Origin of the sequence: Streptomyces sp. NPDC058257 (genome assembly GCF_042881845.1) — a bacterium.
Taxonomy (GTDB): Bacteria; Actinomycetota; Actinomycetes; order Streptomycetales; family Streptomycetaceae; genus Streptomyces.
Map to the genome: position 1 here is coordinate 128,362 of NZ_JBHVXJ010000010.1, position 24,180 is coordinate 152,541.

Sequence of the window (24,180 nt, forward strand, 5' to 3'; positions counted from 1 at the left end):
GGGTGACAGACCCCACTGACATCGAGACTCGCCTAAGTGTGCAGTACTCCCCGCAGTTCGCTGAACCCACCCTCCGCCACACCGAACACTCATACGATATGCCTCATGACGCGTATCGACTGGACCCGGGATGAGCTGCTGCTGGCCTGCGCACTCGTCATGCAGAACGACTGGCACGAGCTGCGCCAAGGCGACGCAGATGTGCTCGAACTGTCCGACCTGCTTCGGTCTCTCCCGACCAACCAGGACTCCGCTGCCAGTGACCCCCGGTTCCGGTCGCCCAACAGCGTCAGCCGCAAGACCACCGACATTGCGACTGCCCACCCCAGCTACGCGGGTGCCGCCACGAGGGGCGGCCGACCGACACGAGCGGTCGTCAGTGACTTTCTGGCTCACCCGGCGGAGATGATGGCCACCGCCGAAGCGATCCGCCTGGGCATCGGATCCGGGGAGCTCCACCGAATACCGCCCCAGCCCGACGAAGCCGGCGATGACGAGGAGACAACGGCGCGCGAGGGGCGGCTCCTGGCTCGGTGGGCGCTGTATCGGGAGCGCGATCCCGGTCTCCGCAACCGCAAGATCCAGCAAGCCCGCCGTCGAGGTCAGGCCATCCAGTGCGCGGTCTGCTCCTTTGACTTCAAGCGTTTCTACGGCGCCGTGGGTGAGGATTACATCGAGGTTCACCACACCTTGCCTCTCCACGTTTCCGGGCCAACCCAGACCAAGCTCGACGACCTCGCCTTCCTGTGCGCCAACTGCCACCGCATGTGTCACAAGAGCTTCCGCGGAGAATCCTGGCGTACTCCCGACGCGCTGCGGGCGATGATCCGGGCATCCGAAGCTGACGCCCTTCACGCCGCCTCGACCTCCGACTCGTAACGGGTCTGCGCTCGATCAAGCACTTCATCCGGGTCGCTGCCCTGCACTGCGAGCCAGTGCAACAGGTCAGCAATGACATCAGTGACCGACGCCTCCAACACCGCGTATGCAGGGAAGGCCGCCGAACTGGCTCCGGAAAGCTTCCGGTACTCGTCAAGCACCGCCGTCGCCCGCTGGACTCTCACGCAGTGACGCGCAGGCTCCAACGAGATCTCGCACCACACCGCCTTTCCCGTGGCGGTGAGCAGGGTGCCCCAATCCAGACTCATCGCCGAGAGCAGATGCAGGCCTCGACCGCATTCCTCGTCGCAGCCCCCAACCCTCACCATCGGCACGGTGCGGCTCTTGTCGTGGAGCTCCACCCGGAGCAGGCCTTCCCTCGGCTCTAGGACGAGGGTCGCGGCCGCCCCCTCCCCCACGTGTTTAATGACGTTCGTCGCCAGCTCAGTAACAGCCAGCTCGACCTCGTCGGCGACGGCTCCAGCGCCCCACCGCCCGAGCATGCACCGGACCGTCTGCCGCAAGAGCGCCAGCTCCGTCGGCACAGCCTCGAACGGCAGCACACACCGCAGCTGACGCGCGTTCTCTTCATAGAAGGACATGGCGAGACTCCCTCTCTGGCCACGTCAGCGCTGCGCCCACCGCAACCGAGCGGCGACGCTGCGTAGCCTTCGTGGCTTGAGTATGGCAGTGAGAAGTCTCGCCATGTAACTTCTCACGAGAATCCATCGAGTGAATCTGGTGGAGCATCAACTTCCGGACTGCATAGCCTGATTGCGGCCAGCGAGCACGGCGCCCGCGCCGCCAAGGAGGTAACCGACGTGCCAGCGAGGGCCACCACCCGCCGCCGCCAGCTCGGCGCAACCCTGCGCAAGCTCCGAGTTCGCAAGGGGCTGACTCTGGAAGAGGCCGGCCTGCGCGTCGGGGTATCGAAGGCGACCGTCAGTCGGTACGAGACCCGCGAAGGCCCCGTCAAGTGGCTTGTCGTTGAAGCTCTTTGCCGTGAGTACGACGCCACCAGTGCTGAGCAGGATGCCCTCATTGGGCTGGCCAAAGATGCCAAGCAGCAGGGCTGGTGGAGGTCCTTCGCGGATTCCATCCCGGAGAGCATGAATCTGCTGCTCACCCTCGAAGACGAGGCCGTCCGCGAGGATCACTTCTCCTGCGTCTACGTTCCCGGGCTGCTCCAGACCCGCGCCTACTCCACTGCCCTGCAGCTGGCGAACGAGATAGAGCGCACCCCGGAGGACATCGAGCGTCTCGTCGACATCCGGATGAAGCGCCAGGAGATCCTCAAGCGGCCAAAGCCGCCACGCCTTTGGGCCATCCTCGATGAGTCCGTAATCCGTCGAGTCGTCGGCTCCCCCGACGTCATGCGCGACCAGTTGGACCAGTTGCTGCGAGCCAACGAATCTCCTCATGTCACGCTCCAGGTGCTCCCCTTCTCTCAGGGTGCGCACGGCGCCGCCCTCGGAAGCTTCGTGATCCTGGGTGGTCAGGAGACGACCCTCGACGTCGTCTATGTGGACCTCCACGTCGGATCGATCTTCATAGAGAAGGACGAGGAGCTGGACAGATACCGACTTGCGTTCGACTATCTCCGCGCACAAGCGTTGGACATGGGTGCGTCATCGGCCCTGATCCGCCGAGTTCGCGAGGAGATTCAATGACCAGCAGCAGTGCCGACCGCCGCATCTCAGATGACGTGGTGTGGTTCAAGTCGACCTACAGCGGCTCCAATGAGACTGAGTGTGTAGAGGTCGCTGTTAAGAACACCCAGGTCTTCATACGCGACTCAAAGCGGCCAACCGACAAGCAGTTCCGTGTTGATCCGGGCGCCTGGGCCGGATTCGTCGCGGCCATACGTGACATCCCGAGCTCCTAGCTCAGGCGATAGGTCCCCTCCACGACTGGACTCGTATCCGTCGCCTGGCGGCCTGCGCCTACAAGGAACGAGCAGTTCGTGCTTCGTGAGCCCGAGGACCCAGACCGTGCGGCATTTTGCTGGTCTGGCGTTCCGGCTCACAGCCAGCTTTGTCTGGTCCTCGCGCTGACTCGAAGTCTCGTCGGAGCAGAATGATGGCGTGCTTCCTCCCCGACTGCTGTGGTGCGATCCCCGCCCCATCCCCCCGTTCAACCGGCAGGAACCGGTGACAGTGATCGTCCGCGATCCCGCCTTCTATGAGCCAACCGATGAGGACGACTGCACGTCGTTCTCGTACTTCTGCCAGCCTCATGACCGTGCCTACCTTCACGAGGCTTGCGGAGAAGGCTCGCATCGTGTGGCTTTGCACTGTGAAGAGCACGGGCCCGAGAACATGTGGCCACAGCCGCTCATGCTGATGTTCCCGGCAGGCTTTGAGCCTCTGCTCAGCGAGGCCCAACTCGGCTGGTTGCGGGCGGAGGATGACGCTGTCTAAGCGCGGTCCGGGAGAGACGTCCCGGCCTCGGCCCGATGGTTTGCACGAAAGTCCCGCGACACGCCGTGCAGGGATGGGACTTCCCTGCATTACGGAAACCTGACCCCCTAGGCAGCGGCTCCGTGCGGCCCGTGGTGACCAGGTCCGGCGCGAGCGTGGCCGCCAGCAGGTCCGGTGCCAGGGTGCGGCCGTCCGCGAACGCCCCTCGGCCGGATGCGGGCAAGCCAGAAGAGGGCCCGCTCCTGGCGGGCCCTCTTCGCAGTGACGATCGGGGTCAAGGCCCCGGCATCCCCAGGCCCGCCCGAGAGGCGCAGCCCAGGAGCGCTGCGTCAGTAGTTACTCGCCGGGGTGGCCGTCGAAGCTGCCCTGGGCGTAGCCGGCGCCGTGGCTGATGCCGGCCGGGCCGCCGAGGTTCTCGAAGGCGAAGCCGGCCTTCCAGTCCCCGTCGTGGTCGTCGTGGCCGTCGTCGTCGTGGCCGCCTGCGAAGTGACCGGCGCCCTCCGTGATCCCGGCGGCGCCGCCGAGGTTCTCGAAGGCGACGCGGCCTTCCGAGCCCTGGTCGTAGTCGTCGTGGGCGAGGGCGGTGCCGCTGGCGCCCATCACGGCCGCGGCGGCGAGAGCGGTGGCAGCCAAGGCGGTACGAATACGCATGGGGTCCCTTTCAGGTATGTGTGATGATCATGGCGTTTGTCCAGGTTTTCCCCCTTTCCCGGACCGCACAGACCTGCCCCGCCGCATTTCACCCGGACAGCGGCCCCGCTGCCCGACCCGCTCGTCTACCCGACCCGCTCGTCCCAATCAATCCGGTGTTCGAACTGCCACGCCCCCCACACCGCGCCCTCGCCCACCTTCGTCACCATCGGCAGCACCGCGTCCCGCAAGGCGCGGCTCAGCGGGCCCGCCGGTTTCGGGGTTGCCGTGCGGGCCGCCGCGGAGGTCGCGGTGGGGGTTGCCGTGGCGTGCTTCAGGATGCGGTCCACTCGGGGGCGGCGCAGGGACTCGTACGCCTTGAAAGCCTTGCCGGGAGACAAGTCCCGTAGGCAGCGCGCCAGTTCTACCGCGCCCTCCGAAGCGAGCGACGCGCCCTGGCCCGATGCCGGGGGCGTCGCGTGGGCCGCGTCCCCGATCAGGATCATGCCGCCCCGGCTCCAGGCGCGGAGGGGAGGCATCGTTTCTGTAGGCCCTGTGATGACCAGGTCCGGTGGGAGCGTGGCCGCCAGCAGGTCCGAGGCCGGGGTTCGGTCGTCCGCGAATGCCTCCCTCAGGCGCTTCAGCCACTCCCCCGCGCCCACCGCCTGCGTCTCCGTCGACGTCATCGGCTCGCGGTGCGGCAGGTTCGCCGACCAGAGCGCCGAACCGTCGTCCAGGATCTGGTAGGCGAAGTACGCCTTCTTGCCGAAGCACATGTACAGCACCCCCTCCGTCGAGGGGAGGTCCGTCGGCTTCGGCACGCTTGCCGAGAAGGTGAGCATTCCGGCGTAGTGCGGCTTCGGGGCCGACGGGTCGATCAAGGAACGTACCGTCGAGTGCAGGCCGTCCGCGCCGATCAGGATGTCCGCCCTCGCCAGCGAACCGTCCGAGAAGCGGGCCGTCACTCCCGTGCCCGTGTCGGTCGCGTCCAGGAGGCGCTTGCCCCTGTGGAGCACTATCCCGCGGCGGGTCGCCTCCGCCACGAGCGCCTCTTGCAGCTCCGTGCGCCAGACGAAGCGGGTGGTGGGGAGGTCGGCGGGCGGGACGAGTTGAGCCAGGTGCCTGCCCGTCCAGCTGCGCAGGCCCAGGGCGGTCACCGGGGTGCCGATGGCACGCACCGCCTCCGCCGCGTCGATCGTCTCCAGCGCTTGCAGGCCGTTCGGGGCGACCGTCATGCCGCCGCCGAAGCGGGAACTCCGTTCCTTCGAAACGGAGTCGTCGTACGCCTCGTACACCGTCGCCTCAATGCCCGCCTTGTGCAGGGCCATCGCCGCCACCGGGCCTGCGATGCCACCCCCGATGACCAGGGCTGTTCGGGTGCGGGCAGTGGTTCGCGCGGTCATCTCTACTATCGGTCCCTCGTCGGCAGCGCCTTCGAGCGCGCCGCGGATGCGCAGCGCACACCCGCCCCAACCTACGTGGCACAGGCCCCCTCGCCGCAAGCCTTTGCTGGCGCGTCAGCCTCGGGCCGAAGGCGCATTGAGGGCGCATTGAGGGCGTATCGGTTGGAAGCGGAGGCGTAGGCCGACGGCTCCGTCCGACGACCCCACCGGCACCGTCCGACGACCCCACCGGCTCCGTCCGACGGCCCCACCGGCCCCACCGGCTCCACCGGCTCCACCGGCTCCATCCGACGGCCCCACCGGCTCGACCGGCTCCATCCGACGGCCCCCATCGGCTCCGCGCCTCGGTTCAGGCCTCGCTCTCGCTGTCCCTGAACAGGCGCGCGAATCCCGCCACCGCGAGGACCCCCGCCCCCATCACCAGGGCGAAGGCTCCCCACGCCAGCGGCCACACCGCCGCGTCCGGCTCCGGGTGGCTGTCGAACGAGACGTACATCAGCGTCGCCGGAGGGCCCGCCACAAGCAGCAGCGCCCAGCCCAGGCGGTCACGGAAGCCGATGTAGGCCGCCAGGGCCAGCATCGTGACGGCCAGGGCGGTGATGCCGAGCGCCGTCACCGGTGACGTCTCGTCGATCGCGCCGGGCGTCTCGGCTCGGTTGCGCAGGTCCCAGGGCAGACAGAGGAGGTACGCCGCTGCCGCCAGGCCCGCGCCGAGCGCGCGCGTCACCCAGCGCCCCAGGGGCGGGCTGTCGGGCAGGGACCACAGCAGGTTCCGCGGGTTCATGGGGCTCAGTTCATGGCGCGGGCTCATGCGCGGGTACCTGCGCGGGCTTATTCGCAGACTCGTGCGCGTGCTCATGTTCATCGACTTTGCCGTCATGTGTACGACCCTGTCGACTTCGCCGTGGGGCGCGACAGAGTACGCGTACTCAGACCACCCGGGCCGGCCGCGCGCTCCCCGTGCCCCTGAACGTCGTCCGGTACGACCCCGGCGACACCCCGAGCCCCGCCTGGAAGTGCTGCCGCAGCGACGCGCCCGTGCCGAAGCCCGCCTCCGCCGCGATGCGGTCGACCGTGCGGTCCGTCTCCTCAAGGAGCTCGCGGGCCCGGTCCACGCGGCGCTGGGTCAGCCACTGCATCGGCGTCAGGCCCGTCTCCTCGCGGAAGCGGCGGCTGAAGGTGCGCACGCTCATGGATTCCTGGGCGGCCATCTCCGCGAGCGTCAGGGGCTCGGACAGGCGCGTCCGGGCCCACTCGCGGGCCCGGCCCGTCGACGTCAGGCGTGGCTCCGCCACCGGGCGCCGGATGTACTGGGCCTGGCCGCCCTCGCGGTGCGGGGGTACGACGGTGCGGCGGGCCACGTCGGCTGCCACCGCCGAGCCGTGATCGCCCCGGATCATGTGCAGGCAGAGGTCGATGCCCGCGGCCTCGCCCGCGGAGGTGAGGACCGGGCCCTCGTCCACGTACAGGACGTCCGGGTCGACCGTCACCGCCGGGAACGTACGGGCGAAGAGGTCCGCCGAGAGCCAGTGCGTCGTCGCCCTGCGGCCGTCCAGGAGGCCCGCTGCCGCCAGGACGAAGGCGCCTGTGCAGATGGAGGCGGTACGGGCGCCGGCGTCTGTGGCTGACTTGAGCGTCTTCGCGAGGGCGGGCGGGAGGCCGCCGCCGCCCGGCGTCAGCGACTCGTCCTGTTCGTGCGAGGCCGGGATGATCACCGTTCCCGCGTCGGCCACCGCCTCGGGGCCGTGCTCGGCGTAGACGGGGAAGTCCGCGTCCGTGCGGATCATGCCGGGGGTGAGGGCGCAGGTGCGGAGGTCGTAGAGGGGCTCTCCGGTGGAGGGGGCGCGTGCGTTGCCGAACAGCTGGTGGACCAGGCCCAGCTCCATGGGGAGTACGCCGTCGCGGATCAGGACCGCGATCTTGTGGGGGCGGGTGGGGTGCTCGGCATCTGCGGTCCTGGTCATGGTCCTGGTCATGGGGGTGGTCATGGTCATGGGGGTGGTCCTCACAGCGATTTCCATTCCCCGATCCCGCCCCTTCCCGAAACTTCCGGCTCCGCCGGGCTGTGCGCACCGTCATCACCGGCTTCGCCGAGTTCGTCCTCAAACGCCGGACGGGCTGAAGGCCCCCGGACGGGCCGAAGACCCCCGGACGGGCTGAGAATCAGCCGCCCAGCGCGTGCGACACCGTATAGATCGCCAACCCCGCCAACGCCCCCACCACCGTGCCGTTGATCCGGATGAACTGCAGGTCCCGGCCGATGTGTGCCTCGATCTTCTTCGAGGTGTGCTCGGCGTCCCAGCCCGCGACCGTGTCGGTGATCAGGGAGGTGATCTCGTTCCGGTACGTCGTCACCACGTACACCGCGGCGCCCTCGACCCAGCCGTCCACCTTCTCCTGGAGCCGTCCGTCCGTCGCCATCCGCGAGCCCAGCGAGAGCAGCGCGGCCCGCACCCGCAGGCGCAGCTCGCTGCGCTCGTCCTCGGCGGCGGCCACGATCATCTGGCGTACGGCGGACCAGGCGGAGGCGATCAGGTCCTGCACCTCGCCGCGGCCCAGGACCTCCCGCTTGAGGCGCTCCACGCGCTCACGGGTGTCCGAGTCGGACTGGAGGTCGGCGGCGAAGTCGGCGAGGAAGCGGTCCACGGCACCGCGCGCGGGGTGCTCGGGCATGTCCCGCATCTCGGCGAGGAAGCGGAGCAGCTCCTTGTAGACGCGCTCGCCGACCTTCTTGTCGACGAACCGCGGGGTCCAGCCGGGGGCGCCGCCCTGCACGGCGTCCATGACCGACTCGTCGTGCGTCACCAGCCAGTCGTGGGCGCGCGTACAGACCAGGTCGACGACCCTCTTGTGGCCGCCGTCCGCGACGATCTTCTCCAGCATCTTCCCGATGCCCGGCGCGATCTCCTGGGCGTCGGCCCGGCGCGTGATGGCCTCGCCGACGACCGCCTGGACGTCCGAGTCGCGCAGGACCGTCAGGGCGCCGCGCAGCGCCGTCGCCAGTTCCGCCGTCACCCGTTCGGCGTGATCGGGGTCCGCGAGCCAGGTGCCGAGGCGGCTGCCGATACCCACGGCGCGCAGGCGGTCCCGTACGACATCGGACGAGAGGAAGTTCTCACCGACGAATTCACCCAGGGAGACGCCCAGCTGATCCTTCTTGTTCGGGATGATCGCCGTGTGCGGGATGGGCAGGCCCAGCGGGTGGCGGAAGAGCGCCGTCACCGCGAACCAGTCGGCGAGCGCGCCGACCATGCCCGCCTCGGCCGCCGCCGCCACATAGCCCGCCCAGGCGCCCGCGCCCGAGTTCTGCGCCCACTTGGCGAGCACGTAGACGAGAGCGACGAAGACGAGGAGGCCCGTCGCGGTGATCTTCATCCGGCGCACGCCGCGCCGCTTCTCCTCGTCGGCGGGGCTGTACGTGAAGCCGCCGCCGCCCGTGCCGGACGCCGGCTCCGTGTGAGCCGTGTCATGAACCGCGTCATGAACCGCGTCACGGGCCGCGCCCGCCGGAACTGATCGATTCCTACGTTCCACTCACTCCACCTGGCCCGTTAGCGTGATTCACGTCGCCCTCACCCCTATTGTCCCCGCCTCTCCGCTTCCCTTCCCGCTCCCTTCCCGCCCCCCTTTCTGTTCTCTTCCTGACCGACTCCTGGAACGGACCACAAGTTCCCGGCGTCTGAATGGTCGGAGGGGGGCAGTGTCGGCCGCCTCACGGCCCATGACGCATCATGGGGTGATCACATCGGAGCCTCGGGCTCCCCCTGCTCGAGGAGACACAGCCCGCATGACCAAGCGTCATGGTTATGCCCTGCTTGCCGCGGTGCTCGCGGTAATAGTGGTGATTTCCGCCGCCATATACCTCGGTGTGTCAGGCACCGACGACGGATCTCAGGACAACATCAGCGCGGGGCCACGCGGCCCGCGCAACTCCGCCGCGCCCGCGTCCTCCGGCACCTGGGTCGGCTCCTGGGCGGCATCCCCCGCGGCGGCCGAACCGAACACGCACCGCAACGGCTTCGCGGGCCGGTCCATCCGCAACGTCGTGCACACCAGCGTCGGCGGCGAGAGCACCCGCATCACCCTGTCGAACCTGTACGGCAAGCAGCCGCTGAGCATCACCCACGCCTCCATCGCCGTCGCCCTCGGGGCGAACAACCCGGCCGCGGCCCCCGGCACCCTGCGCCGCCTGAACTTCAACGGCAACACGTCCGTGGTGATCCCCGCGGGCCAGCAGGTGATGAGCGACGCGGTCCGGCTGCGCGTGCCGCACGACAGCGACCTCCTCGTCTCGACGTTCTCACCGACCGCGTCGGGTCCCGTCACCTTCCACCCGCACGCCCGCCAGGTCAGCTACGTCGCCGAGGGCGACCGTACGGAAGACCCGAACGGCACCGCGTACAACCAGCAGAGCACCGCCTGGCGCTATCTGTCGGCCGTGGACGTCCTGAGCCACGAGTCGGACGGCACCGTCGTCGTCTTCGGTGACTCGCTCACCGACGGCATCTCCTCCACCATGGGCGCCAACGCCCGCTGGACCGACGGCCTCGCCGCCCGCCTCCGCACCGATTCGGGCGCCCCGCGCTACGGCGTCGTGAACGAGGGCATCAGCGGCAACCGCGTCCTCTCGGACGGGAACGGGTCGCCCGCGGACAACCCGAGCGGGCTCTCCCGCTTCGACCGCGACGTCCTGGACCGGACCGGCGTCAAGGCCGTCGTCGTCGCGCTCGGCGTCAACGACATCCTGCGCAACCCGCACCAGAACAACCCCGACCGCATCGTCGAAGGACTGCGGGAGCTGACCCGGCAGGCGCACACGCGCGGGCTGCGGGTCGTCGGGGCGACCCTGATGCCGTTCGGTGGCCACCGGGGGTACGAGCCCTCGCTTGAGAACGTGCGCCAGGCCGTGAACGAGCAGATCCGCGGCGGCAAGGTCTTCGACGAGTTCGTCGACTTCGACAAGGCGCTGCGCGATCCGTACGACCCCCGCAAGCTGCGCGCCCAGTACGACTCGGGCGATCATCTGCACCCGAGCGACTCGGGCTACCTGAAGATGGCGGACACGTTCAACGTGACACAGCTGCGGGGCTCCGCCGCCGCCGAGCTGTAGGGGCGCTCAGAGCCCAGCCAGGGGGCTCCGTCTCCGGACCGAGCCCCCGAGCCCCCGAGCCTGCCCCGCGGTCAGCGGCCCGCCCAGCCCAGCCCAGCCCCCGAGAGCCTCAGCCCCGCTGCTCCCCGCGCCTGCGCATCTGCAGCTCGCGCCGCTCCTCGCGCCTCTCAAGACGCTCGCGGCGGCGCTCCTCCTTCAGGCGCAGCTTCTCGACCCTGCGGATCTTGCGGTCCACGCCGACGCCGCCCATCAGGGCGAAGCCCTTGACGACGACGCGGGGCGATCCTGGCGTTCCCTCGCCGGTCGCCTCGTCGTCGAAGCCGCCCATGAAGCCGAAGCCCTTGACCACGACGGTCATCTCGGGCGGCACGATGACCTGCATGCCTCCCATGAGGGTCCAACAGCGGATCTCCACGTCGCGCTCCGTGAACCGCGCCTCGCGCAGGTCGATCTCGCCGCCGCCCCACACCGCGACCCCGTCGAACTGCCGGCCGACCACCCAGCCGCCCTTGCGGCTGAAACCGCCCCAGAAGGCGAAGCCGAGCTTCGACGACGGTTCGCCGCCCACCATCCGCTCGGACCAGTCGATGGCGGCGGGGTCGTCGCTCACCGAGGCCTTCACCATGGAGATCTTGGCGCCCGCCTCCGGCAGATCCCGCGTGATCGGCTCCAACTCGCCGTACGTACGCGCCTTGTACGTCGCGTCCAGGCGCTCCTCGAACTCCTCCATGTCCAGGCGGCCCTCGGCCACCGCGTCACGGAGTCGTTCGGCTACGCGTTCGCGGTCGGCGTCGGCGGCCCGGAGATCGGGGAGATGAGGCTGCTCGTCGGTCATGTGAGCAGCCTACGAGGTCGCCTTGTCCGCGTACATCTTGGCGATGACCGCCTCGATGTCGGGTTCCCTGACCGAGAGATCGACCATCGGATACCGCTCCGCGACCCGGGCGACAAGCGGAGCTGCCGACTCCGCCGCCGGGAAGGCGAGCCACTGCCGCGGCCCCTCCACCTTCACCACCCGCGCCGACTCCACCTCGATGGGCGGGAGTTCACGCTCCAGGTCCACGACCAGGGTCCGCTCGCTCTCCCCCACCTCGTGCAGACCGGCAAGGGCACCGTCGTACATCAGACGCCCGTGGTCGATGACCATCACCCGCTTGCAGAGCTGCTCGATGTCGGTCAGGTCGTGCGTGGTGAGCAGGACCGTCGTGCCCGCATCGGCGTTCAAGTCCCGCAGGAATCCCCGGACTTTGGCCTTGCTGATCACGTCGAGGCCGATCGTCGGCTCGTCCAGGTAGAGCACCTCCGGGTCGTGCAGGAGCGCCGCCGCGATGTCCCCGCGCATCCGCTGGCCGAGCGAGAGCTGACGCACGGGGACATCCAACAGGTCAGCCAGCTCCAGGAGTTCGACGCACCGGTCGAGGTTCTCCTTGAAGCGGGCGTCCGGGATCCGGTACATGCGGTGCATCAGGCGGTACGAGTCGATCAGCGGCAGGTCCCACCACAGGGTGGTGCGCTGGCCGAAGACGACGCCGATGCGCCGCGCGAGGCGGGTGCGCTCGCGGGACGGGTCGATGCCCGCGACCCGCAACCGGCCGCCGCTCGGCGTCAGGATGCCCGTCAGCATCTTGATCGTCGTCGACTTGCCCGCGCCGTTCGGGCCGATGTAGCCGACCATCTCGCCGCGCGGCACGGTGAAGCTGATGCCGTCGACGGCACGCACCTCGTGCTTCTCGCGCCGCATGAAGCCGGTCTTCTTGCGTACGTCGAAGACCTTCTCGACGCCTTCGAGTTCGATGAGGTCTGTTCCCAAGGCAGTTCAGCTCCCTGTGCTGCGGTACGAACGGAGTCCCGTGCGCCAGGCGAGGCCCGCGAGCGCGAGAAGGGCGACGGCCACGAGGGGCGGCGTGAACGCCACCCACGTCGGCAGGTCGAGCGGATAGGGCCGCCCCAGGACGTACAGGGCCGGGATCCAGTTCACGAAGGCCAGCGGCAGGACGAAGGTGGCGCCGCGCACCAGGTCCTTGGCGAAGACGGTCGGCGGGAACTGGAGCAGCGTGGTGCCGCCGTACGTGAACGCGTTCTGCACCTCGGCGGCGTCCCGCGCCGCGAACTGGAAGGCGGCGCCCGCCACGAACACGGCCGCGAAGATGCCCGCGCCGCAGAGCAGCATCAGCGGGACCATCAGGACCTTCAGCGGTGTCCAGCCGATATCGAGGACCACGAGCGAGTACGCGAGGACCAGCGCGCCCTGCGTCACGCGCCCGAGCCGGTGCAGGCCGAAGCGGTCGGCGGCGACCTGCGCGATCACCGGGGCGGGCCGCACCAGGAGCGTGTCGAGCGTGCCGTCACGCACCCGCTTGCCGAGGCGGTCCATGGACCCCAGGGCGAGGTCGGCGAACCCGAACGACGTGCACGTGGCGCCGTAGAGGAAGGCGATCTCGGAGAGCGAGTAGCCGCCGAGCCGGTCCACCTGCGAGAACATCAGCAGGATCGCCACGAAGTCGAACGCCGTCACCGCGAGGTTGCCGACCGCGGTCATCACGAACGACAGGCGGTAGGCCATCAGGGAGCGGATCCACATCCCGGAGATCAGCCGGTAGGCCCGAAGGCCGTCCCGCACCTGCGCCAGACCGTGCCGCCGCACCTGCGCGAGGCCGTGCCGCGCCTCCTCGACGTCACCCACCCTGGACCACCACCCGTCGCGTGGCCACGGCCTGGAGCAGCCGCCCGGTCGTGAGCAGCGCCGCCGCCCAGCCGATCTGGAAGGCGTACGTCCACAGCAGGTCCACGCCCGTGTGCTTGCCGAGGAACACGTCGGCGGGCACCTGGAGCAGCGCCGACCAGGGCAGCGCGCGGGCGAGCTCGCCGAGCGCGCCCGGGAAGACGTTCAGCGGGAGCAGCATCCCGGAGAAGAAGGTGCCCGCGAGCATCGCCACCTGGGTGGTGCCCGCGCCGTCCATCAGCCAGAACGCGGAGAGCGCCACCAGGAAGCGGATCGCGAAGCTGACGAGCGCGCCGAGGAACACGGCGAGCAGGAACGCCAGCCAGCGCAGCGGTTCGGTGGGCAGGGCCAGGTCGAAGAGGAGAGCGCCGAACACCATCGGCACGACACCGCGCCCCAGGAGCTGGAACAGGGCCCTGCCCAGGTCGGTCGCCAGCCACCAGATCTGCAGGTCGGCGGGCCGGTACAGGTCGACGGCGATGTCCCCGGTGCGGATCCGCTCGATCAGCTCGCCCTCGAAGCCACCGCCCATCAAGGCCATCACCGTGAGCAGCGCCTGCCCCAGCCATACGAACGTCAGGGCCTGTGCCTGGTCGTAGCCGCCGAGCCCGGGACGCTCGTCCCAGAGCGCGATGTAGGTGTAGGCGAGGATCAGTCCGAAGACCGTGTTGGTGAACACCCCCGCCAGGGTGGCCGTCCGGTAGGTGGCGTACCGCCGGAAGCCTCCTCGGGCGACGGCCGCGTACAAGCGGAACCGTCCTGTACGCACACGCATCCCCTTTAACGAGAGCCTTTACGTTCTTTACGAGAGCCCTGACGTGAGCCTTGACGTGAGCCCTGATGTGAGCCGGGCCGGGTCCGGGCCAAAGAGACGGAGCCTAGTGGGGTCGTCATCGCTCGTGCCAGGCATTTTCCGCGCGCGGCGCGTGCCTGGTGGGGAACGCAGGAAGCGACAGTGTGCAATGGGTCGTACGAGGCGTACGTGACGTGCGACGCGAACCGGGAGTTCCACGAGACATGAGCAGCAGCGACGAGCCGCAGCAGCCGGGTGGCAAAGAGCCCGAGGGCTGGGCGCCCCGCGAACCCGTGGATCCCCCGGCCTCCCCACCGGCCTCCACACCGGCCGGCGCATCGGAGGGCGCATCGGCCGGCGCATCGGCGAACGCCGCCGACGCCCCGGGAGGCGCCGCGGGAGGCGCGACCGGTGCCGACGGCACCGACGGCACCGGTAAGAAGGGCAAGAAGAAGAAGCGCCCCAAGCGCAAGGGCTGGCGGCGGATCTTCCCCACCTGGCGCATGGTGCTCGGCGGATTCATCCTGCTGATCCTGCTCCTCGTCGGCGGCTTCGCCGCGGGCTACATGATCGTCGACATCCCCGCGGCCAACACGGCGGCCACCGCGCAGAGCAACGTCTACCTCTACGCCGACGGCACCCAGCTGGCCCGCGACGGCGAGGTCAACCGCGAGACCGTACCGCTGAGCCAGATCCCCAAGGAGGTCCAGCACGCGGCGCTCGCCGCCGAGGACCGGGACTTCTACAGCGAGTCCGCGGTCGACCCGAAGGCGATGATCCGCGCCGCCTACAACACCGTCACCGGCAAGGGAAAGCAGTCCGGTTCGACGATCACCCAGCAGTTCGTGAAGAACTACTACCTGGGCCAGGAGCAGACCGTCACCCGCAAGGCCAAGGAATTCTTCATCTCCATCAAGCTGGACCGCGAGGTGAGCAAGGACGACATCCTCGCCGGATATCTGAACACCAGCTACTTCGGGCGCAACGCGTACGGCGTGCAGGCTGCGGCCCAGGCGTACTTCGGCAAGGACGTCAAGAAGCTCACCACCGCGCAGAGCGCCTATCTGGCGACGCTCCTCAACTCCCCCAACGCGTACGACATCGCGACCCACCCGGAGAACAAGAAGCGCGCCGAGGGCCGCTGGAACTACGTCCTGGACGGCATGGTCAAGCAGAGGTGGCTCAGCGCCGCCGATCGGGCCAAGGCCACGTTCCCCGCGCCCAAGGAGGCCAAGGGCTCCTCCGGCCTCTCCGGGCAGCGCGGATACCTCGTACAGGCCGTCGAGGACTATCTGACGTCCAACAAGATCGTCGACGAGGACACCCTGGCCAAGGGCGGCTACCGCATCACCACCACCCTCCAGAAGGACCGTCAGGACGCCTTCAAGGAGGCCGTCGACGACCAGGTGATGTCCAAGGTCGACAAGGACGCCCGCAAGGTCGACCGCAACGTGCGGGCCGGCGGCGCCTCGATCGACCCGAAGACCGGCGAGGTCGTCGCCATGTACGGCGGCATCGACTACACCAAGCAGTACGTCAACAACGCCACGCGCCGCGACTACCAGGTGGGCTCCACCTTCAAGCCGTTCGTCTTCACCTCGGCCGTGGAGAACGGCTCGGTCACCCAGGACGGCCGCACGATCACCCCGAACACGATCTACGACGGCACCAACAAGCGCCCCGTGCAGGGCTGGGACGGCGGCACGTACGCCCCCGAGAACGAGGACGACGTCAACTACGGCAACATTCCCGTGAGCACCGCCACCGACAAGTCCGTCAACTCGGTCTACGCGCAGATGGCCGTCGACGTCGGCGCGGACAAGGTCAAGGACACGGCGGTATCCCTCGGCGTCCCGGAGGGCACCCCCGACCTGACCGCGTCCCCCTCCATCGCGCTCGGCCCGTCCACGGCCTCCGTCCTTGACATGACCCAGGCGTACGCGACGCTCGCCAACCACGGCAAGAAGCCGACGTACTCGATGGTCAAGAAGGTCACCAAGAGCGGCCAGGCGGTCGAACTGCCGGAGCCGACCACCGCGCAGGCCGTCAGCCGCGAGGCCGCCGACACCACCACGTCCGTCCTGCAGAGCGTCGTCGACGGCGGCACCGGCACGGCCGCGCAGGCCTCGGGCCGCCCGTCGGCGGGCAAGACCGGCACCGCGGAGGAGGACAAGGCGGCCTGGTTCGCGGGCTACACCCCCGAGCTCGCCACCGTCGTCTCCGTGATGGGCCAGAACCCGGACACCGGCGCGCACACCCCGCTGTACGGGGCGCTCGGCCAGCCCCGCATCAACGGCGGCGCCTACCCGGCGCAGATCTGGGCGCAGTTCACCAGGACGGCCCTGGAGGACGAGCCGATCACGGACTTCGACCTGGACGTGGAGCAGGGCTCCGACGTACCGGAGATCCCCGACCCCTCGGGCATCGAGGAGGACCCGGCGACCGGCGGAGCGGCCACCGGCGGCGGCGAGACGCCGGGCCAGAACCAGGGACAGACCCAGGGTCAGGACCAGGGCCAGACGCAGGGCGGCCAGGACCAAGGGCAGACCCAAGGCCAGGACCAGGGCCAGACACAAGGGCAGGACCAGGGGCAGACGCAGGGCCCGACGGACGGCGGTGCCACCGTCGACGGCGGAGCGACCGACGGTGGCACCCCCACCGACCCGGGCACCGCCCAGGGCGGCCAGACCGACGGCGCCACCGCCGACGGCGGAACGGGCGTCGCCGAGGGGGCCGTGGGCGGCCTGCCCGACAACTCGGCGGCCAGGAGGAAGGGCGAGGGCTTCGACTAGGGGTCTTCCGGTACTGGTGCCTACCGGTACCGGTAGGCACCAGTACCGGCACTAGTGCCCCGAGGTCGCCTTCAGGCCCACGACCGCGACGAGCAGCAGCACCACGAAGAAGATCCGGGCGGCGGTGGCGGGCTCACCGAGGACCATCATCCCGACCACCGCCGCACCGGCGGCGCCGATGCCGACCCACACGCCGTACGCCGTACCGATGGGCAGCGTCTTTGCGGCGTGCGAGAGCAGCATCATGCTCGCGACGATCCCGAGGCCGGTGAACACGCTCGGCCACAGCCGGGTGAACCCCTCGGTGAACTTCATCCCGATCGACCAGCCCACTTCGAGCAGACCGGCGACGATCAACAGAACCCAGGCCACGACGGCACCTCCGACACGTAGAGACGCGAGATCGCGTCACTTGAATGGGGGTGCGTCGTCTTTGCGGAAACCCGGTACGGCGCGTCTCGTCGGGGTCCTTGAAATGTAGCAAAGAACGCGCAAAAGGGGCTGGTGACGATGGTCACCAGCCCCTCACACGTGTTCTCGGCCCGCTACAGGTACAGGCCCGTCGAATCCTCGGAGCCCTCGAACCGGTCGGCGGCCACGGCATGCAGATCGCGCTCGCGCATCAGCACGTACGCCACGCCCCGCACCTCCACCTCGGCCCGGTCCTCCGGGTCGTACAGGACCCGGTCACCCGGTTCCACCGCCCGCACGTTCTGCCCGACGGCGACGACCTCGGCCCAGGCCAGACGCCTGCCGACGGCGGCGGTCGCGGGGATCAGGATGCCCCCGCCCGACCTGCGCTCACCCTCCGCGGTGTCCTGCCGCACGAGCACACGGTCGTGCAACATCCGGATGGGCAACTTGTCGTCGTGCGGGCTCTGTCCCTGGCTTTTGGCGCTCACGCCCCGAACCTACCCGCAGGCGGCACGCCCGTACGATGCCGGGGCAGCCCTTCGTGCACTGCCGGGCCGGTTCCTCGTACGCCGCCGGGTCAGTCCTTGCGGCGCCGCGAACCCACCGCGAGCAGCCCCACCAGGCCCACGGCGACCAGCGCCACCGGCACGATGCGCTCCAGACGCGGCGCACCCTCCTCGGTCACGAACTGGGCCCGCACGTCCGACACGACGCGGTTGGCACCGACGTACGCCCGGCCGAGGGTGTTGTCCACGCTCGCGGCGACCTTGGCCTTCGCGTCACCCACGATCGTCTTCGGGTGAACCCGCACCCCGATCTCGTCGAGCGTCTCGGCGAGCGTCTCGCGGCGGTGCTTGATGTCCGCCTCGATCTGCGCCGGGGTCCTGATATCCGACGTGTCCGACACCGCGCTGCCTCCGTGGTCGTGTCCGGCTGTGTGTTCTGCCTGTTCCTTCTGCACGTATCGCTGTACGTATCGCCGACAGTCTGTCAGCTCCACGCTCACCTCACCCCACGGCACCCCTATTACCCTCGACTCCGTCACCACACGTTTCACGGACACCCTGTGCGATACACCCCCTGCGAGGAGACCGAAGATGAGCGAGCGACTCACCCCCGGCGACACGGCCCCGGCCTTCACCCTGCCGGACGCGGACGGCAACGAGGTCTCCCTGGCCGGCCACAAGGGCCGCAAGGTCATCGTCTACTTCTACCCGGCCGCCCTCACCCCCGGCTGCACCAAGCAGGCCTGCGACTTCACGGACAACCTCGACGTCCTGGCGAGCGCCGGGTACGACGTCATCGGCGTGTCCCCGGACAAGCCGGAGAAGCTGGCCAAGTTCCGTGAGAAGGAGAACCTCAAGGTCACGCTGGTCGGCGACCCCTCCAAGGAGACCCTTGAGGCGTACGGCGCCTTCGGCGAGAAGAAGCTGTACGGCAAGACCGTGACCGGCGTCATCCGCTCCACGATCGTGGTCGACGAGACGGGGAAGGTCGAGCACGCCTTCTACAACGTCAAGGCGACCGGCCACGTAGCCAAGATCATCAAGGACCTGGGCATCTGACCGACCTGGACATCTGACCTGGGCATCTGTCTGACCTGGACATCTGACCTGGGCATCTGTCTGACCTGGGCATCTGGCCCGCCCCTCCCCCGCCGACTGTGACGAAGCCCCCTTCAAGTCCAAGGGGGCTTCCGTTTGCGTCGGCCAAGATCGAGCAAGTGATGCCAGGAGGATTGTTCGCAGAACGGAAGGACTACCCATGGCGGCCCACGACGAGGCAGAGGCCGATACAGAGGCTGTGAAGCGTCACCGCACCCTCTTCCGAGCCGTCAAACGCCGCAAGGATCCCCCGCTGCGCCGCACCGATATCACGGTGACGGACGAGGCCGCGGTCAAGCGGGCGGTCAAAGCGGCCTCGCTCGGAAATGCCATGGAGTGGTTCGACTTCGGCATCTACAGCTACCTGGCCGTCACCATCGGCCATGTCTTCTTCCCTTCCGGGAACGACACGGTCCAGCTGATCTCCTCGTTCGCCACGTTCGCGGTGTCGTTCCTGGTGCGCCCCATCGGCGGCATGGTGTTCGGCCCGATGGGTGACAAGGTCGGCCGCAAAAAGGTTCTTGCACTGACCATGATCATGATGGCCATCGGCACCCTGGCCATCGGACTCATCCCGTCCTACTCCACGATCGGCTTCTGGGCCCCGGTCCTGCTGATCTTCTTCCGCCTCGTGCAGGGCTTCTCGACGGGCGGTGAGTACGGCGGCGCCTCGACCTTCATCGCCGAGTACGCGCCCGACAAGCGCCGCGGTTACTACGGCAGCTTCCTGGAGATGGGCACCCTCGCCGGATACGTCGGCGCGGCGGGCCTCGTCCTCATCCTGAACACCGCGCTCGGCTCGGACGCCATGGAGTCGTGGGGCTGGCGCCTCCCGTTCCTCGTCGCGGGCCCGCTCGGTCTCGTCGGCCTCTACCTGCGGCTGAAGCTCGACGAGACGCCCGCGTTCCAGAAGATGGAGGACGCCACCTTCCACTCGGCCTCCGAGGGCGCCTCCAGCGTGGAGACCACCGCCAAGGGCGACCTGGCGAAGATCTTCACCAACTACTGGCCCACGCTGATCCTCTGCATCGCGCTGGTCGGCGCGTACAACATCACCGACTACATGCTCCTGTCGTACATGCCGACGTACCTCTCCGACGAACTCGGCTACGACGACTCGCACGGCCTGCTGATCCTCATCGGCACGATGATCATCCTGATGCTGATCATCAGCCAGGTGGGCAAGCTCTCCGACCGCTTCGGCCGCAAGCCGCTCCTGATGACGGGCATGGTCGGCTTCCTGGTCCTCTCGCTTCCGGCGTTCCTCCTGATCAAGCAGGGCAGCCTGGTCGCGGTCTCCGGCGGCATGCTCCTCCTCGGCCTCTCCCTGGTCTGCCTCCTGGGCACCATGTCGGCGACGCTCCCGGCGCTGTTCCCCACATCGGTCCGCTACGGCTCCCTGTCGGTCGGCTACAACCTCTCGGCGTCCCTCTTCGGCGGCACGGCCCCCTTGGTCATCACGTCCCTGATCAGCCTCACGGGAACGGACATGATCCCGGCCTACTACTCGATGGCGGCGGCCCTCGTAGGCGTCATCGCGGTGCTCTGCATGAAGGAAACCGCCCAGAAGCCGCTGTCGGGCTCGCCCCCGTCGGTGGAGACGAAGGAGGAGGCGGCGGAGATGGTGGAGGCGGCGGCTCCGACTCCGCGCTTCTGAGCCCCCGCTCCTCTCCGTCCGCGGAACGGCCCGCCCCACATGAAAGTGGGGCGGGCCGTTCCGCATTTCGGACGTGACGGTCCGATTGTCGGTTCGTTGGTCCGTACGAGGCTGCGACGGGCGGCCGGATACGGAGGGGATCCATGCCTGACCCGTACAGCAAGGAGCGGCTGATGCCGGTCGTCGCTGAGGCCCGCAACTGGACTGACCTGATGCGGCGCCTCGGTCTCGGGACGAGTGGCGGGCAGCGGCGCGTACTGCAGGGGAAGGTGGCTCGCCTCGGACTCGACACGAGCCACTTCGCCAGACGCAGCCCATGGCGCAAGTATCCGGACGACGCCATCGCCGTAGCTGCCGCGTCATCGTCCTCGCTACGCGAAGTAGCACTGAAGCTGGGCGCCACACCGGCCACAGGCACGCTCTCCCACATACGACGCCGCATCAGCGCGGCGGGGATCGACATCAGCCACTTCCCCGGCATCGATCGCCCCGAGCCGGACCTCCCCTTCACGGCCGAGGAGCTGCGGACAGCGGCTGCGGCAGCTACCAGCGTGCGCGGCGTCGCTCGCGCATTGGGTGTGCCGGACGACAGCCGCTCGCGCGCGATGCTGAGCCGCATGCTGCGTGCTCAGTGCATCGACACCGGGCACTTCTCCCACCAGCGCCTGCTGATCCCGGAGGGAGAGCTCCGGGTCCTTGTGCAGAGCTCCACGAGCTACGCCGATGTGATGCGCGGCCTCGGTATGGAGGTCAACGACACCAATCACCGGCGCATCCGGCGCGCGGCAGCCCGCCTCAGCCTCGATACCAGCCACTTCAAGCGCCGGACCTGGGGACAGCCGGAGCTTCCCGCGCCTCCTCCCATCGCTCACCGAGTGCTGATCGTCCTGCCGGACCATGCCGGGCGGACCAACAGGAGCCAGCTCCACCGGGCCCTGACCGAGATCGGCGTCCCCTATGTGTGTGCGGGGTGTGGCAGCACCGGCGAGTGGCTGGGTCACCCGATCACCCTGCAGATCGACCATGTCGACGGGGACTGGCGCGACAATCGGCGGGAGAATCTTCGGTATCTGTGCCCCAACTGCCATGCGCTGACGGAGACCTGGTGCCGCCGGAAGGGGAGGTCGCCTCTCGCCGGGTAGCGTGGCCTACCCGTACAATGAACGTCTCCGGTCAAGCACAATGACCGTTTTTGAGCGGCCGTGATGGAATTTGGCAGTCATGCTGGGTTTAGGTCCCAGTGGGTTCACACCCGTGTGGGTTCGAATCCCACCGGCCGCACTCTCAACAGGCTGTGGGGCCGGTCTCCAGTCGACCGGCCCCACAGTCCGTTCGCGTCAGGCCAACAGCTCCCGCACCACCGGCACCAGCGCCCGGAACGCCTTCCCCCGGTGGCTGATCGCGTTCTTCTCCGCGGCCGAGAGCTCAGCGCACGTGCGCTTCTCGCCCTCCGGCTGGAGGATCGGGTCGTAGCCGAAGCCGCCCGTGCCCGAGGGGGCGTGGCGCAGGACGCCTCGTAGTTGGCCCTCGACCACGCGTTCCGTGCCGTCCGGGAGGGCGAGGGCCGCGGCGCAGGCGAAGTGGGCCCCGCGGTGGGTGTCGGCGTCGATGTCGCCGAGTTGGGCCAGGAGCAGGTCCAGGTTCGCCTGGTCGTCTCCGTGGCGGCCCGCCCAGCGGGCGGAGAAGATTCCGGGGGCGCCGCCGAGGACGTCGACGCAGAGGCCGGAGTCGTCGGCGACCGCGGGGAGGCCGGTGGCCTTGGCCAGGGCGTGGGCTTTGAGGAGGGCGTTCTCGGCGAAGGTGACGCCGGTTTCCCTGACGTCGGGGATCTCGGGGTAGGCGTCCGCGCCGACGAGGTCGTGGGTGAGGCCTGCGTCGGCGAGGATCGCCTTGAGTTCCGTGATCTTGCCGGCGTTGCGGGTGGCGAGGATGAGGCGGGTCATGACGTCCAGTATCCAAGCCCGCGGATGTTACGGCGTGCAGACCTTCGTCAGTTCGCCCGCCGCGTCCGTGATCGGGCTGAGGTCGGGGGTCGCGTCGCCGTTGTCGACGGACTTGCGGACGTTGGCGACGGCCTCGTCGAGGCTGTCGACCGCCTTGTTCACATCGGTGTTGTCGGTCTTGTCGCCGATCTCGTCGATGTTCTTGTCGATGTCGTCGAGCGCCTTGTCGGCCTGCGTGGGGTCGTCGCCCGCCTTCTCGACGGCCTGCTGGAGGTCGGTGACGCTGTCGGCTATGGCGTCCGCGGTCTGAACGCAGTCGAGCGCCTTCTCGACTGCGCTGCAGCCGACAAGTCCGACGCCCGCCGGTACGGCGATCAGAACTGATGTGATGGCGATGGCGATACGGCGGTGGCGCGCGGCCATGCTTGGGTCCCTCCCCGAGTGCTGGTGCGGGCGCACGGCTTTGCCCGCGCGCCCGCACTCGTTAGAACGCTCGTGGAGGGTCGATGGTTGCCTGCCCGGGCTTCCGGTCGGCCGCCCGCGCCGCCTACTTGGTTGCTTCGAGCGCCTCGCGCTGGAACGCGGCCAGGTCCTCGCAGCCGCCGACCGCGAGGTCGAGCAGCGCGTTCAGTTCCTTGCGGTCGAACGGCTCGGCCTCGGCGGTGCCCTGGACCTCGACGAAGCGGCCGTCGCCGGTGCAGACGACGTTCATGTCGGTGTCGGCCTTCACGTCTTCCTCGTAGCGCAGGTCGAGGAGCGGTACGCCGCCGACGATGCCGACGGAGACGGCGGAGACGGTGTCGGTGAGGGGCTTGCGTCCGGCCTTGACGATCTTCTTGCCCTGGGCCCAGGCGACGGCGTCGGCGAGCGCCACGTACGCGCCGGTGATCGCCGCCGTGCGCGTGCCGCCGTCGGCCTGGAGGACGTCGCAGTCCAGGACGATGGTGTTCTCGCCGAGCGCCTTGTAGTCGATGACGGCGCGCAGGGAGCGGCCGATGAGGCGGGAGATCTCGTGGGTGCGGCCGCCGATCTTGCCGCGTACGGATTCGCGGTCGCCGCGGGTGTTGGTGGAGCGCGGCAGCATCGAGTACTCGGCGGTGACCCAGCCTTCGCCGCTGCCCTTGCGCCAGCGCGGGACGCCTTCGGTGACGGAGGCGGTGCAGAAGACTTTGGTGTCGCCGAACGAGATGAGGACGGATCCCTCGGCGTGCTTGCTCCAGCCGCGCTCGATGGTGATCGGGCGGAGCTGTTCGGGGGTGCGGCCGTCGATGCGGGGCGTGGAGGACATGCGGATGACCCTATCGGCAGATGGCCGAGCGGCCTTATTCGCGCGTGGCTGCCGTGCGGCTGTCCGCGGCTGCTCGCGGCTGCTCGCGGTCGTCGCGTGGATGTCGCGTGGATGTCACATGGCTGAGGGGCCCTTCCCGTTCCCCGGGAAGGGCCCCTCGGTGTCCGCGTTCAGCTGGGTGAGCCGCTCACATCAGGTCTTCGATGTCGGCGGCGATGGGGTCAGCGTCGGTGCCGATGACGACCTGGATCGCGGTGCCCATCTTGACGACGCCGTGCGCGCCGGCGGCCTTCAGCGCGGCGTCGTCGACGAGCTCCGGGTCGCGAACCTCGGTGCGGAGGCGGGTGATGCAGCCCTCGACCTCTTCGATGTTGTCGATGCCGCCGAGCCCGGCGACGATCTTCTCAGCCTTGGTGGCCATGGTGTTCTCCCTGTTCTTAAAGGACGCGGCCTCACCACACCGTAGGTCCGCTTTGTCACGGTAACGCACGGTTGGAGCATCTTCGCGGGCGGTTACGGCACTCG

The 24,180-nt window shown here is 69.0% G+C and carries 25 protein-coding genes, 1 tRNA gene and 1 riboswitch; of the genes, 9 read left to right on the forward strand and 17 right to left on the reverse strand.

Going from position 1 to position 24,180, the window contains the following annotated elements; genetic code table 11:
• Window positions 1–105: 105 nt before the first annotated feature.
• A complete protein-coding gene (locus tag ACFVXC_RS23985; RefSeq protein WP_389908278.1) occupies window positions 106–879 on the forward strand; it encodes an HNH endonuclease in 774 nt (257 codons plus the stop codon).
• Here the strand turns inward: ACFVXC_RS23985 and ACFVXC_RS23990 are convergent.
• On the reverse strand, window positions 852–1,481 hold the full coding sequence (locus ACFVXC_RS23990) for an ATP-binding protein (protein ID WP_389908280.1): 630 nt from the start codon (window positions 1,479–1,481) through the stop codon (window positions 852–854). The two genes, ACFVXC_RS23985 and ACFVXC_RS23990, sit on opposite strands and share 28 nt — an antisense overlap.
• Before the next feature lie 219 nt (window positions 1,482–1,700).
• Between ACFVXC_RS23990 and ACFVXC_RS23995 the strand changes: the two genes are divergently transcribed.
• Both ACFVXC_RS23995 and ACFVXC_RS24000 read left to right on the forward strand, forming a co-directional pair.
• Window positions 1,701–2,549 carry a helix-turn-helix domain-containing protein gene (locus ACFVXC_RS23995; RefSeq protein ID WP_389908282.1) on the forward strand — a complete coding sequence of 283 codons (849 nt, stop codon included), beginning with the start codon at window positions 1,701–1,703 and terminating at the stop codon, window positions 2,547–2,549.
• Complete coding sequence (locus tag ACFVXC_RS24000) at window positions 2,546–2,764, forward strand: DUF397 domain-containing protein (protein WP_389908284.1); 219 nt, start codon at window positions 2,546–2,548, stop codon at window positions 2,762–2,764. Before ACFVXC_RS23995 ends, ACFVXC_RS24000 begins: the two co-directional genes overlap by 4 nt.
• A gap of 871 nt (window positions 2,765–3,635) precedes the next feature.
• Here the strand turns inward: ACFVXC_RS24000 and ACFVXC_RS24005 are convergent.
• From ACFVXC_RS24005 to ACFVXC_RS24025, 5 genes are all read right to left on the reverse strand, one after another.
• Window positions 3,636–3,950, reverse strand: coding sequence for a hypothetical protein (locus ACFVXC_RS24005; protein WP_389908286.1), 315 nt, complete (start codon window positions 3,948–3,950; stop codon window positions 3,636–3,638).
• 125 nt (window positions 3,951–4,075) lie between these two features.
• The gene (locus ACFVXC_RS24010) at window positions 4,076–5,332 is read right to left on the reverse strand and encodes an FAD-dependent oxidoreductase (RefSeq protein ID WP_389908288.1); all 1,257 of its coding nucleotides are present in this window, start codon (window positions 5,330–5,332) and stop codon (window positions 4,076–4,078) included.
• A gap of 349 nt (window positions 5,333–5,681) precedes the next feature.
• The gene (locus ACFVXC_RS24015; protein WP_389908290.1) at window positions 5,682–6,116 is read right to left on the reverse strand and encodes a hypothetical protein; all 435 of its coding nucleotides are present in this window, start codon (window positions 6,114–6,116) and stop codon (window positions 5,682–5,684) included.
• 145 nt (window positions 6,117–6,261) lie between these two features.
• Window positions 6,262–7,296, reverse strand: coding sequence for a GlxA family transcriptional regulator (locus ACFVXC_RS24020; RefSeq protein WP_389908687.1), 1,035 nt, complete (start codon window positions 7,294–7,296; stop codon window positions 6,262–6,264).
• 199 nt (window positions 7,297–7,495) lie between these two features.
• Entirely contained in the window at window positions 7,496–8,707 is a 1,212-nt protein-coding gene (locus ACFVXC_RS24025; protein ID WP_389908690.1) for a DUF445 domain-containing protein, read from the reverse strand.
• A 412-nt stretch (window positions 8,708–9,119) separates the two neighbouring features.
• Here ACFVXC_RS24025 and ACFVXC_RS24030 point away from each other — a divergent pair, with 412 nt between their 5' ends.
• Window positions 9,120–10,442: an SGNH/GDSL hydrolase family protein gene (locus tag ACFVXC_RS24030; protein ID WP_389908292.1), complete on the forward strand. Its 1,323-nt coding sequence runs from the start codon at window positions 9,120–9,122 to the stop codon at window positions 10,440–10,442.
• A gap of 109 nt (window positions 10,443–10,551) precedes the next feature.
• On the opposite strand, the gene ACFVXC_RS24035 is transcribed toward ACFVXC_RS24030, so the two are convergent.
• The 4 genes from ACFVXC_RS24035 to ACFVXC_RS24050 are packed head-to-tail and all read right to left on the reverse strand — an operon-like array spanning window position 10,552 to window position 13,939.
• On the reverse strand, window positions 10,552–11,277 hold the full coding sequence (locus ACFVXC_RS24035) for a DUF1707 domain-containing protein (RefSeq protein ID WP_389908294.1): 726 nt from the start codon (window positions 11,275–11,277) through the stop codon (window positions 10,552–10,554).
• Window positions 11,278–11,286: 9 nt separating this feature from the next.
• Window positions 11,287–12,252: an ATP-binding cassette domain-containing protein gene (locus ACFVXC_RS24040; RefSeq protein ID WP_389908296.1), complete on the reverse strand. Its 966-nt coding sequence runs from the start codon at window positions 12,250–12,252 to the stop codon at window positions 11,287–11,289.
• Window positions 12,253–12,258: 6 nt separating this feature from the next.
• Window positions 12,259–13,086 carry an ABC transporter permease gene (locus ACFVXC_RS24045; protein WP_389908693.1) on the reverse strand — a complete coding sequence of 276 codons (828 nt, stop codon included), beginning with the start codon at window positions 13,084–13,086 and terminating at the stop codon, window positions 12,259–12,261.
• 31 nt (window positions 13,087–13,117) lie between these two features.
• Window positions 13,118–13,939 carry an ABC transporter permease gene (locus tag ACFVXC_RS24050; RefSeq protein WP_389908298.1) on the reverse strand — a complete coding sequence of 274 codons (822 nt, stop codon included), beginning with the start codon at window positions 13,937–13,939 and terminating at the stop codon, window positions 13,118–13,120.
• A 242-nt stretch (window positions 13,940–14,181) separates the two neighbouring features.
• Between ACFVXC_RS24050 and ACFVXC_RS24055 the strand changes: the two genes are divergently transcribed.
• Window positions 14,182–16,749 (forward strand): transglycosylase domain-containing protein, encoded by a 2,568-nt coding sequence (locus tag ACFVXC_RS24055; protein WP_389908299.1) that lies wholly within the window; start codon window positions 14,182–14,184, stop codon window positions 16,747–16,749.
• 51 nt (window positions 16,750–16,800) lie between these two features.
• On the opposite strand, the gene ACFVXC_RS24060 is transcribed toward ACFVXC_RS24055, so the two are convergent.
• The 3 genes from ACFVXC_RS24060 to ACFVXC_RS24070 form a co-directional block, all read right to left on the reverse strand.
• A complete protein-coding gene (locus ACFVXC_RS24060) occupies window positions 16,801–17,121 on the reverse strand; it encodes a multidrug efflux SMR transporter (RefSeq protein ID WP_160505255.1) in 321 nt (106 codons plus the stop codon).
• A gap of 49 nt (window positions 17,122–17,170) precedes the next feature.
• Window positions 17,171–17,240, reverse strand: a riboswitch (guanidine-III (ykkC-III) riboswitch).
• 54 nt (window positions 17,241–17,294) lie between these two features.
• The gene (locus ACFVXC_RS24065; protein WP_389908696.1) at window positions 17,295–17,597 is read right to left on the reverse strand and encodes a GroES family chaperonin; all 303 of its coding nucleotides are present in this window, start codon (window positions 17,595–17,597) and stop codon (window positions 17,295–17,297) included.
• 143 nt (window positions 17,598–17,740) lie between these two features.
• A complete protein-coding gene (locus ACFVXC_RS24070) occupies window positions 17,741–18,070 on the reverse strand; it encodes a DUF3618 domain-containing protein (RefSeq protein WP_389908301.1) in 330 nt (109 codons plus the stop codon).
• Between the two features lie 190 nt (window positions 18,071–18,260).
• Here ACFVXC_RS24070 and bcp point away from each other — a divergent pair, with 190 nt between their 5' ends.
• The 4 genes from bcp (at window position 18,261) to ACFVXC_RS24090 (ending at window position 21,705) form a co-directional block, all read left to right on the forward strand.
• On the forward strand, window positions 18,261–18,728 hold the full coding sequence (bcp, locus tag ACFVXC_RS24075; RefSeq protein ID WP_389908303.1) for a thioredoxin-dependent thiol peroxidase: 468 nt from the start codon (window positions 18,261–18,263) through the stop codon (window positions 18,726–18,728).
• A 199-nt stretch (window positions 18,729–18,927) separates the two neighbouring features.
• Entirely contained in the window at window positions 18,928–20,424 is a 1,497-nt protein-coding gene (gene proP / locus ACFVXC_RS24080; protein WP_389908306.1) for a glycine betaine/L-proline transporter ProP, read from the forward strand.
• A gap of 143 nt (window positions 20,425–20,567) precedes the next feature.
• Window positions 20,568–21,566: an HNH endonuclease gene (locus ACFVXC_RS24085; protein ID WP_389908309.1), complete on the forward strand. Its 999-nt coding sequence runs from the start codon at window positions 20,568–20,570 to the stop codon at window positions 21,564–21,566.
• Window positions 21,567–21,620: 54 nt separating this feature from the next.
• A tRNA-Leu gene (locus ACFVXC_RS24090) sits at window positions 21,621–21,705 on the forward strand.
• A 56-nt stretch (window positions 21,706–21,761) separates the two neighbouring features.
• Here the strand turns inward: ACFVXC_RS24090 and rdgB are convergent.
• The 4 genes from rdgB to ACFVXC_RS24110 form a co-directional block, all read right to left on the reverse strand.
• Window positions 21,762–22,367, reverse strand: a complete 606-nt coding sequence (gene rdgB / locus ACFVXC_RS24095) for an RdgB/HAM1 family non-canonical purine NTP pyrophosphatase (RefSeq protein ID WP_389908312.1) — start codon at window positions 22,365–22,367, stop codon at window positions 21,762–21,764.
• Between the two features lie 27 nt (window positions 22,368–22,394).
• The gene (locus ACFVXC_RS24100; RefSeq protein ID WP_389908315.1) at window positions 22,395–22,790 is read right to left on the reverse strand and encodes a hypothetical protein; all 396 of its coding nucleotides are present in this window, start codon (window positions 22,788–22,790) and stop codon (window positions 22,395–22,397) included.
• A 124-nt stretch (window positions 22,791–22,914) separates the two neighbouring features.
• A complete protein-coding gene (rph, locus tag ACFVXC_RS24105; RefSeq protein ID WP_389908318.1) occupies window positions 22,915–23,655 on the reverse strand; it encodes a ribonuclease PH in 741 nt (246 codons plus the stop codon).
• Window positions 23,656–23,842: 187 nt separating this feature from the next.
• Entirely contained in the window at window positions 23,843–24,145 is a 303-nt protein-coding gene (locus ACFVXC_RS24110; RefSeq protein WP_389908321.1) for a glucose PTS transporter subunit EIIB, read from the reverse strand.
• Window positions 24,146–24,180: the final 35 nt, after the last annotated feature.

What these genes read in the sequence shown, in the direction of transcription:
- ACFVXC_RS23985 (WP_389908278.1), top strand. Translation starts at nt 106, where the DNA reads ATGACGCGTATCGACTGGACCCGGGATGAGCTGCTGCTGGCCTGCGCA.
- ACFVXC_RS23990 (WP_389908280.1), bottom strand. Translation starts at nt 1,481, where the DNA reads ATGTCCTTCTATGAAGAGAACGCGCGTCAGCTGCGGTGTGTGCTGCCG.
- ACFVXC_RS24000 (WP_389908284.1), top strand. Translation starts at nt 2,546, where the DNA reads ATGACCAGCAGCAGTGCCGACCGCCGCATCTCAGATGACGTGGTGTGG.
- ACFVXC_RS24005 (WP_389908286.1), bottom strand. Translation starts at nt 3,950, where the DNA reads ATGCGTATTCGTACCGCCTTGGCTGCCACCGCTCTCGCCGCCGCGGCC.
- ACFVXC_RS24010 (WP_389908288.1), bottom strand. Translation starts at nt 5,332, where the DNA reads ATGACCGCGCGAACCACTGCCCGCACCCGAACAGCCCTGGTCATCGGG.
- ACFVXC_RS24015 (WP_389908290.1), bottom strand. Translation starts at nt 6,116, where the DNA reads ATGAACCCGCGGAACCTGCTGTGGTCCCTGCCCGACAGCCCGCCCCTG.
- ACFVXC_RS24020 (WP_389908687.1), bottom strand. Translation starts at nt 7,296, where the DNA reads ATGACCAGGACCGCAGATGCCGAGCACCCCACCCGCCCCCACAAGATC.
- ACFVXC_RS24025 (WP_389908690.1), bottom strand. Translation starts at nt 8,707, where the DNA reads ATGAAGATCACCGCGACGGGCCTCCTCGTCTTCGTCGCTCTCGTCTAC.
- ACFVXC_RS24030 (WP_389908292.1), top strand. Translation starts at nt 9,120, where the DNA reads ATGACCAAGCGTCATGGTTATGCCCTGCTTGCCGCGGTGCTCGCGGTA.
- ACFVXC_RS24035 (WP_389908294.1), bottom strand. Translation starts at nt 11,277, where the DNA reads ATGACCGACGAGCAGCCTCATCTCCCCGATCTCCGGGCCGCCGACGCC.
- ACFVXC_RS24050 (WP_389908298.1), bottom strand. Translation starts at nt 13,939, where the DNA reads ATGCGTGTGCGTACAGGACGGTTCCGCTTGTACGCGGCCGTCGCCCGA.
- ACFVXC_RS24055 (WP_389908299.1), top strand. Translation starts at nt 14,182, where the DNA reads ATGAGCAGCAGCGACGAGCCGCAGCAGCCGGGTGGCAAAGAGCCCGAG.
- ACFVXC_RS24065 (WP_389908696.1), bottom strand. Translation starts at nt 17,597, where the DNA reads ATGTTGCACGACCGTGTGCTCGTGCGGCAGGACACCGCGGAGGGTGAG.
- bcp (WP_389908303.1), top strand. Translation starts at nt 18,261, where the DNA reads ATGAGCGAGCGACTCACCCCCGGCGACACGGCCCCGGCCTTCACCCTG.
- proP (WP_389908306.1), top strand. Translation starts at nt 18,928, where the DNA reads ATGGCGGCCCACGACGAGGCAGAGGCCGATACAGAGGCTGTGAAGCGT.
- ACFVXC_RS24085 (WP_389908309.1), top strand. Translation starts at nt 20,568, where the DNA reads ATGCCTGACCCGTACAGCAAGGAGCGGCTGATGCCGGTCGTCGCTGAG.
- rdgB (WP_389908312.1), bottom strand. Translation starts at nt 22,367, where the DNA reads ATGACCCGCCTCATCCTCGCCACCCGCAACGCCGGCAAGATCACGGAA.
- ACFVXC_RS24100 (WP_389908315.1), bottom strand. Translation starts at nt 22,790, where the DNA reads ATGGCCGCGCGCCACCGCCGTATCGCCATCGCCATCACATCAGTTCTG.
- rph (WP_389908318.1), bottom strand. Translation starts at nt 23,655, where the DNA reads ATGTCCTCCACGCCCCGCATCGACGGCCGCACCCCCGAACAGCTCCGC.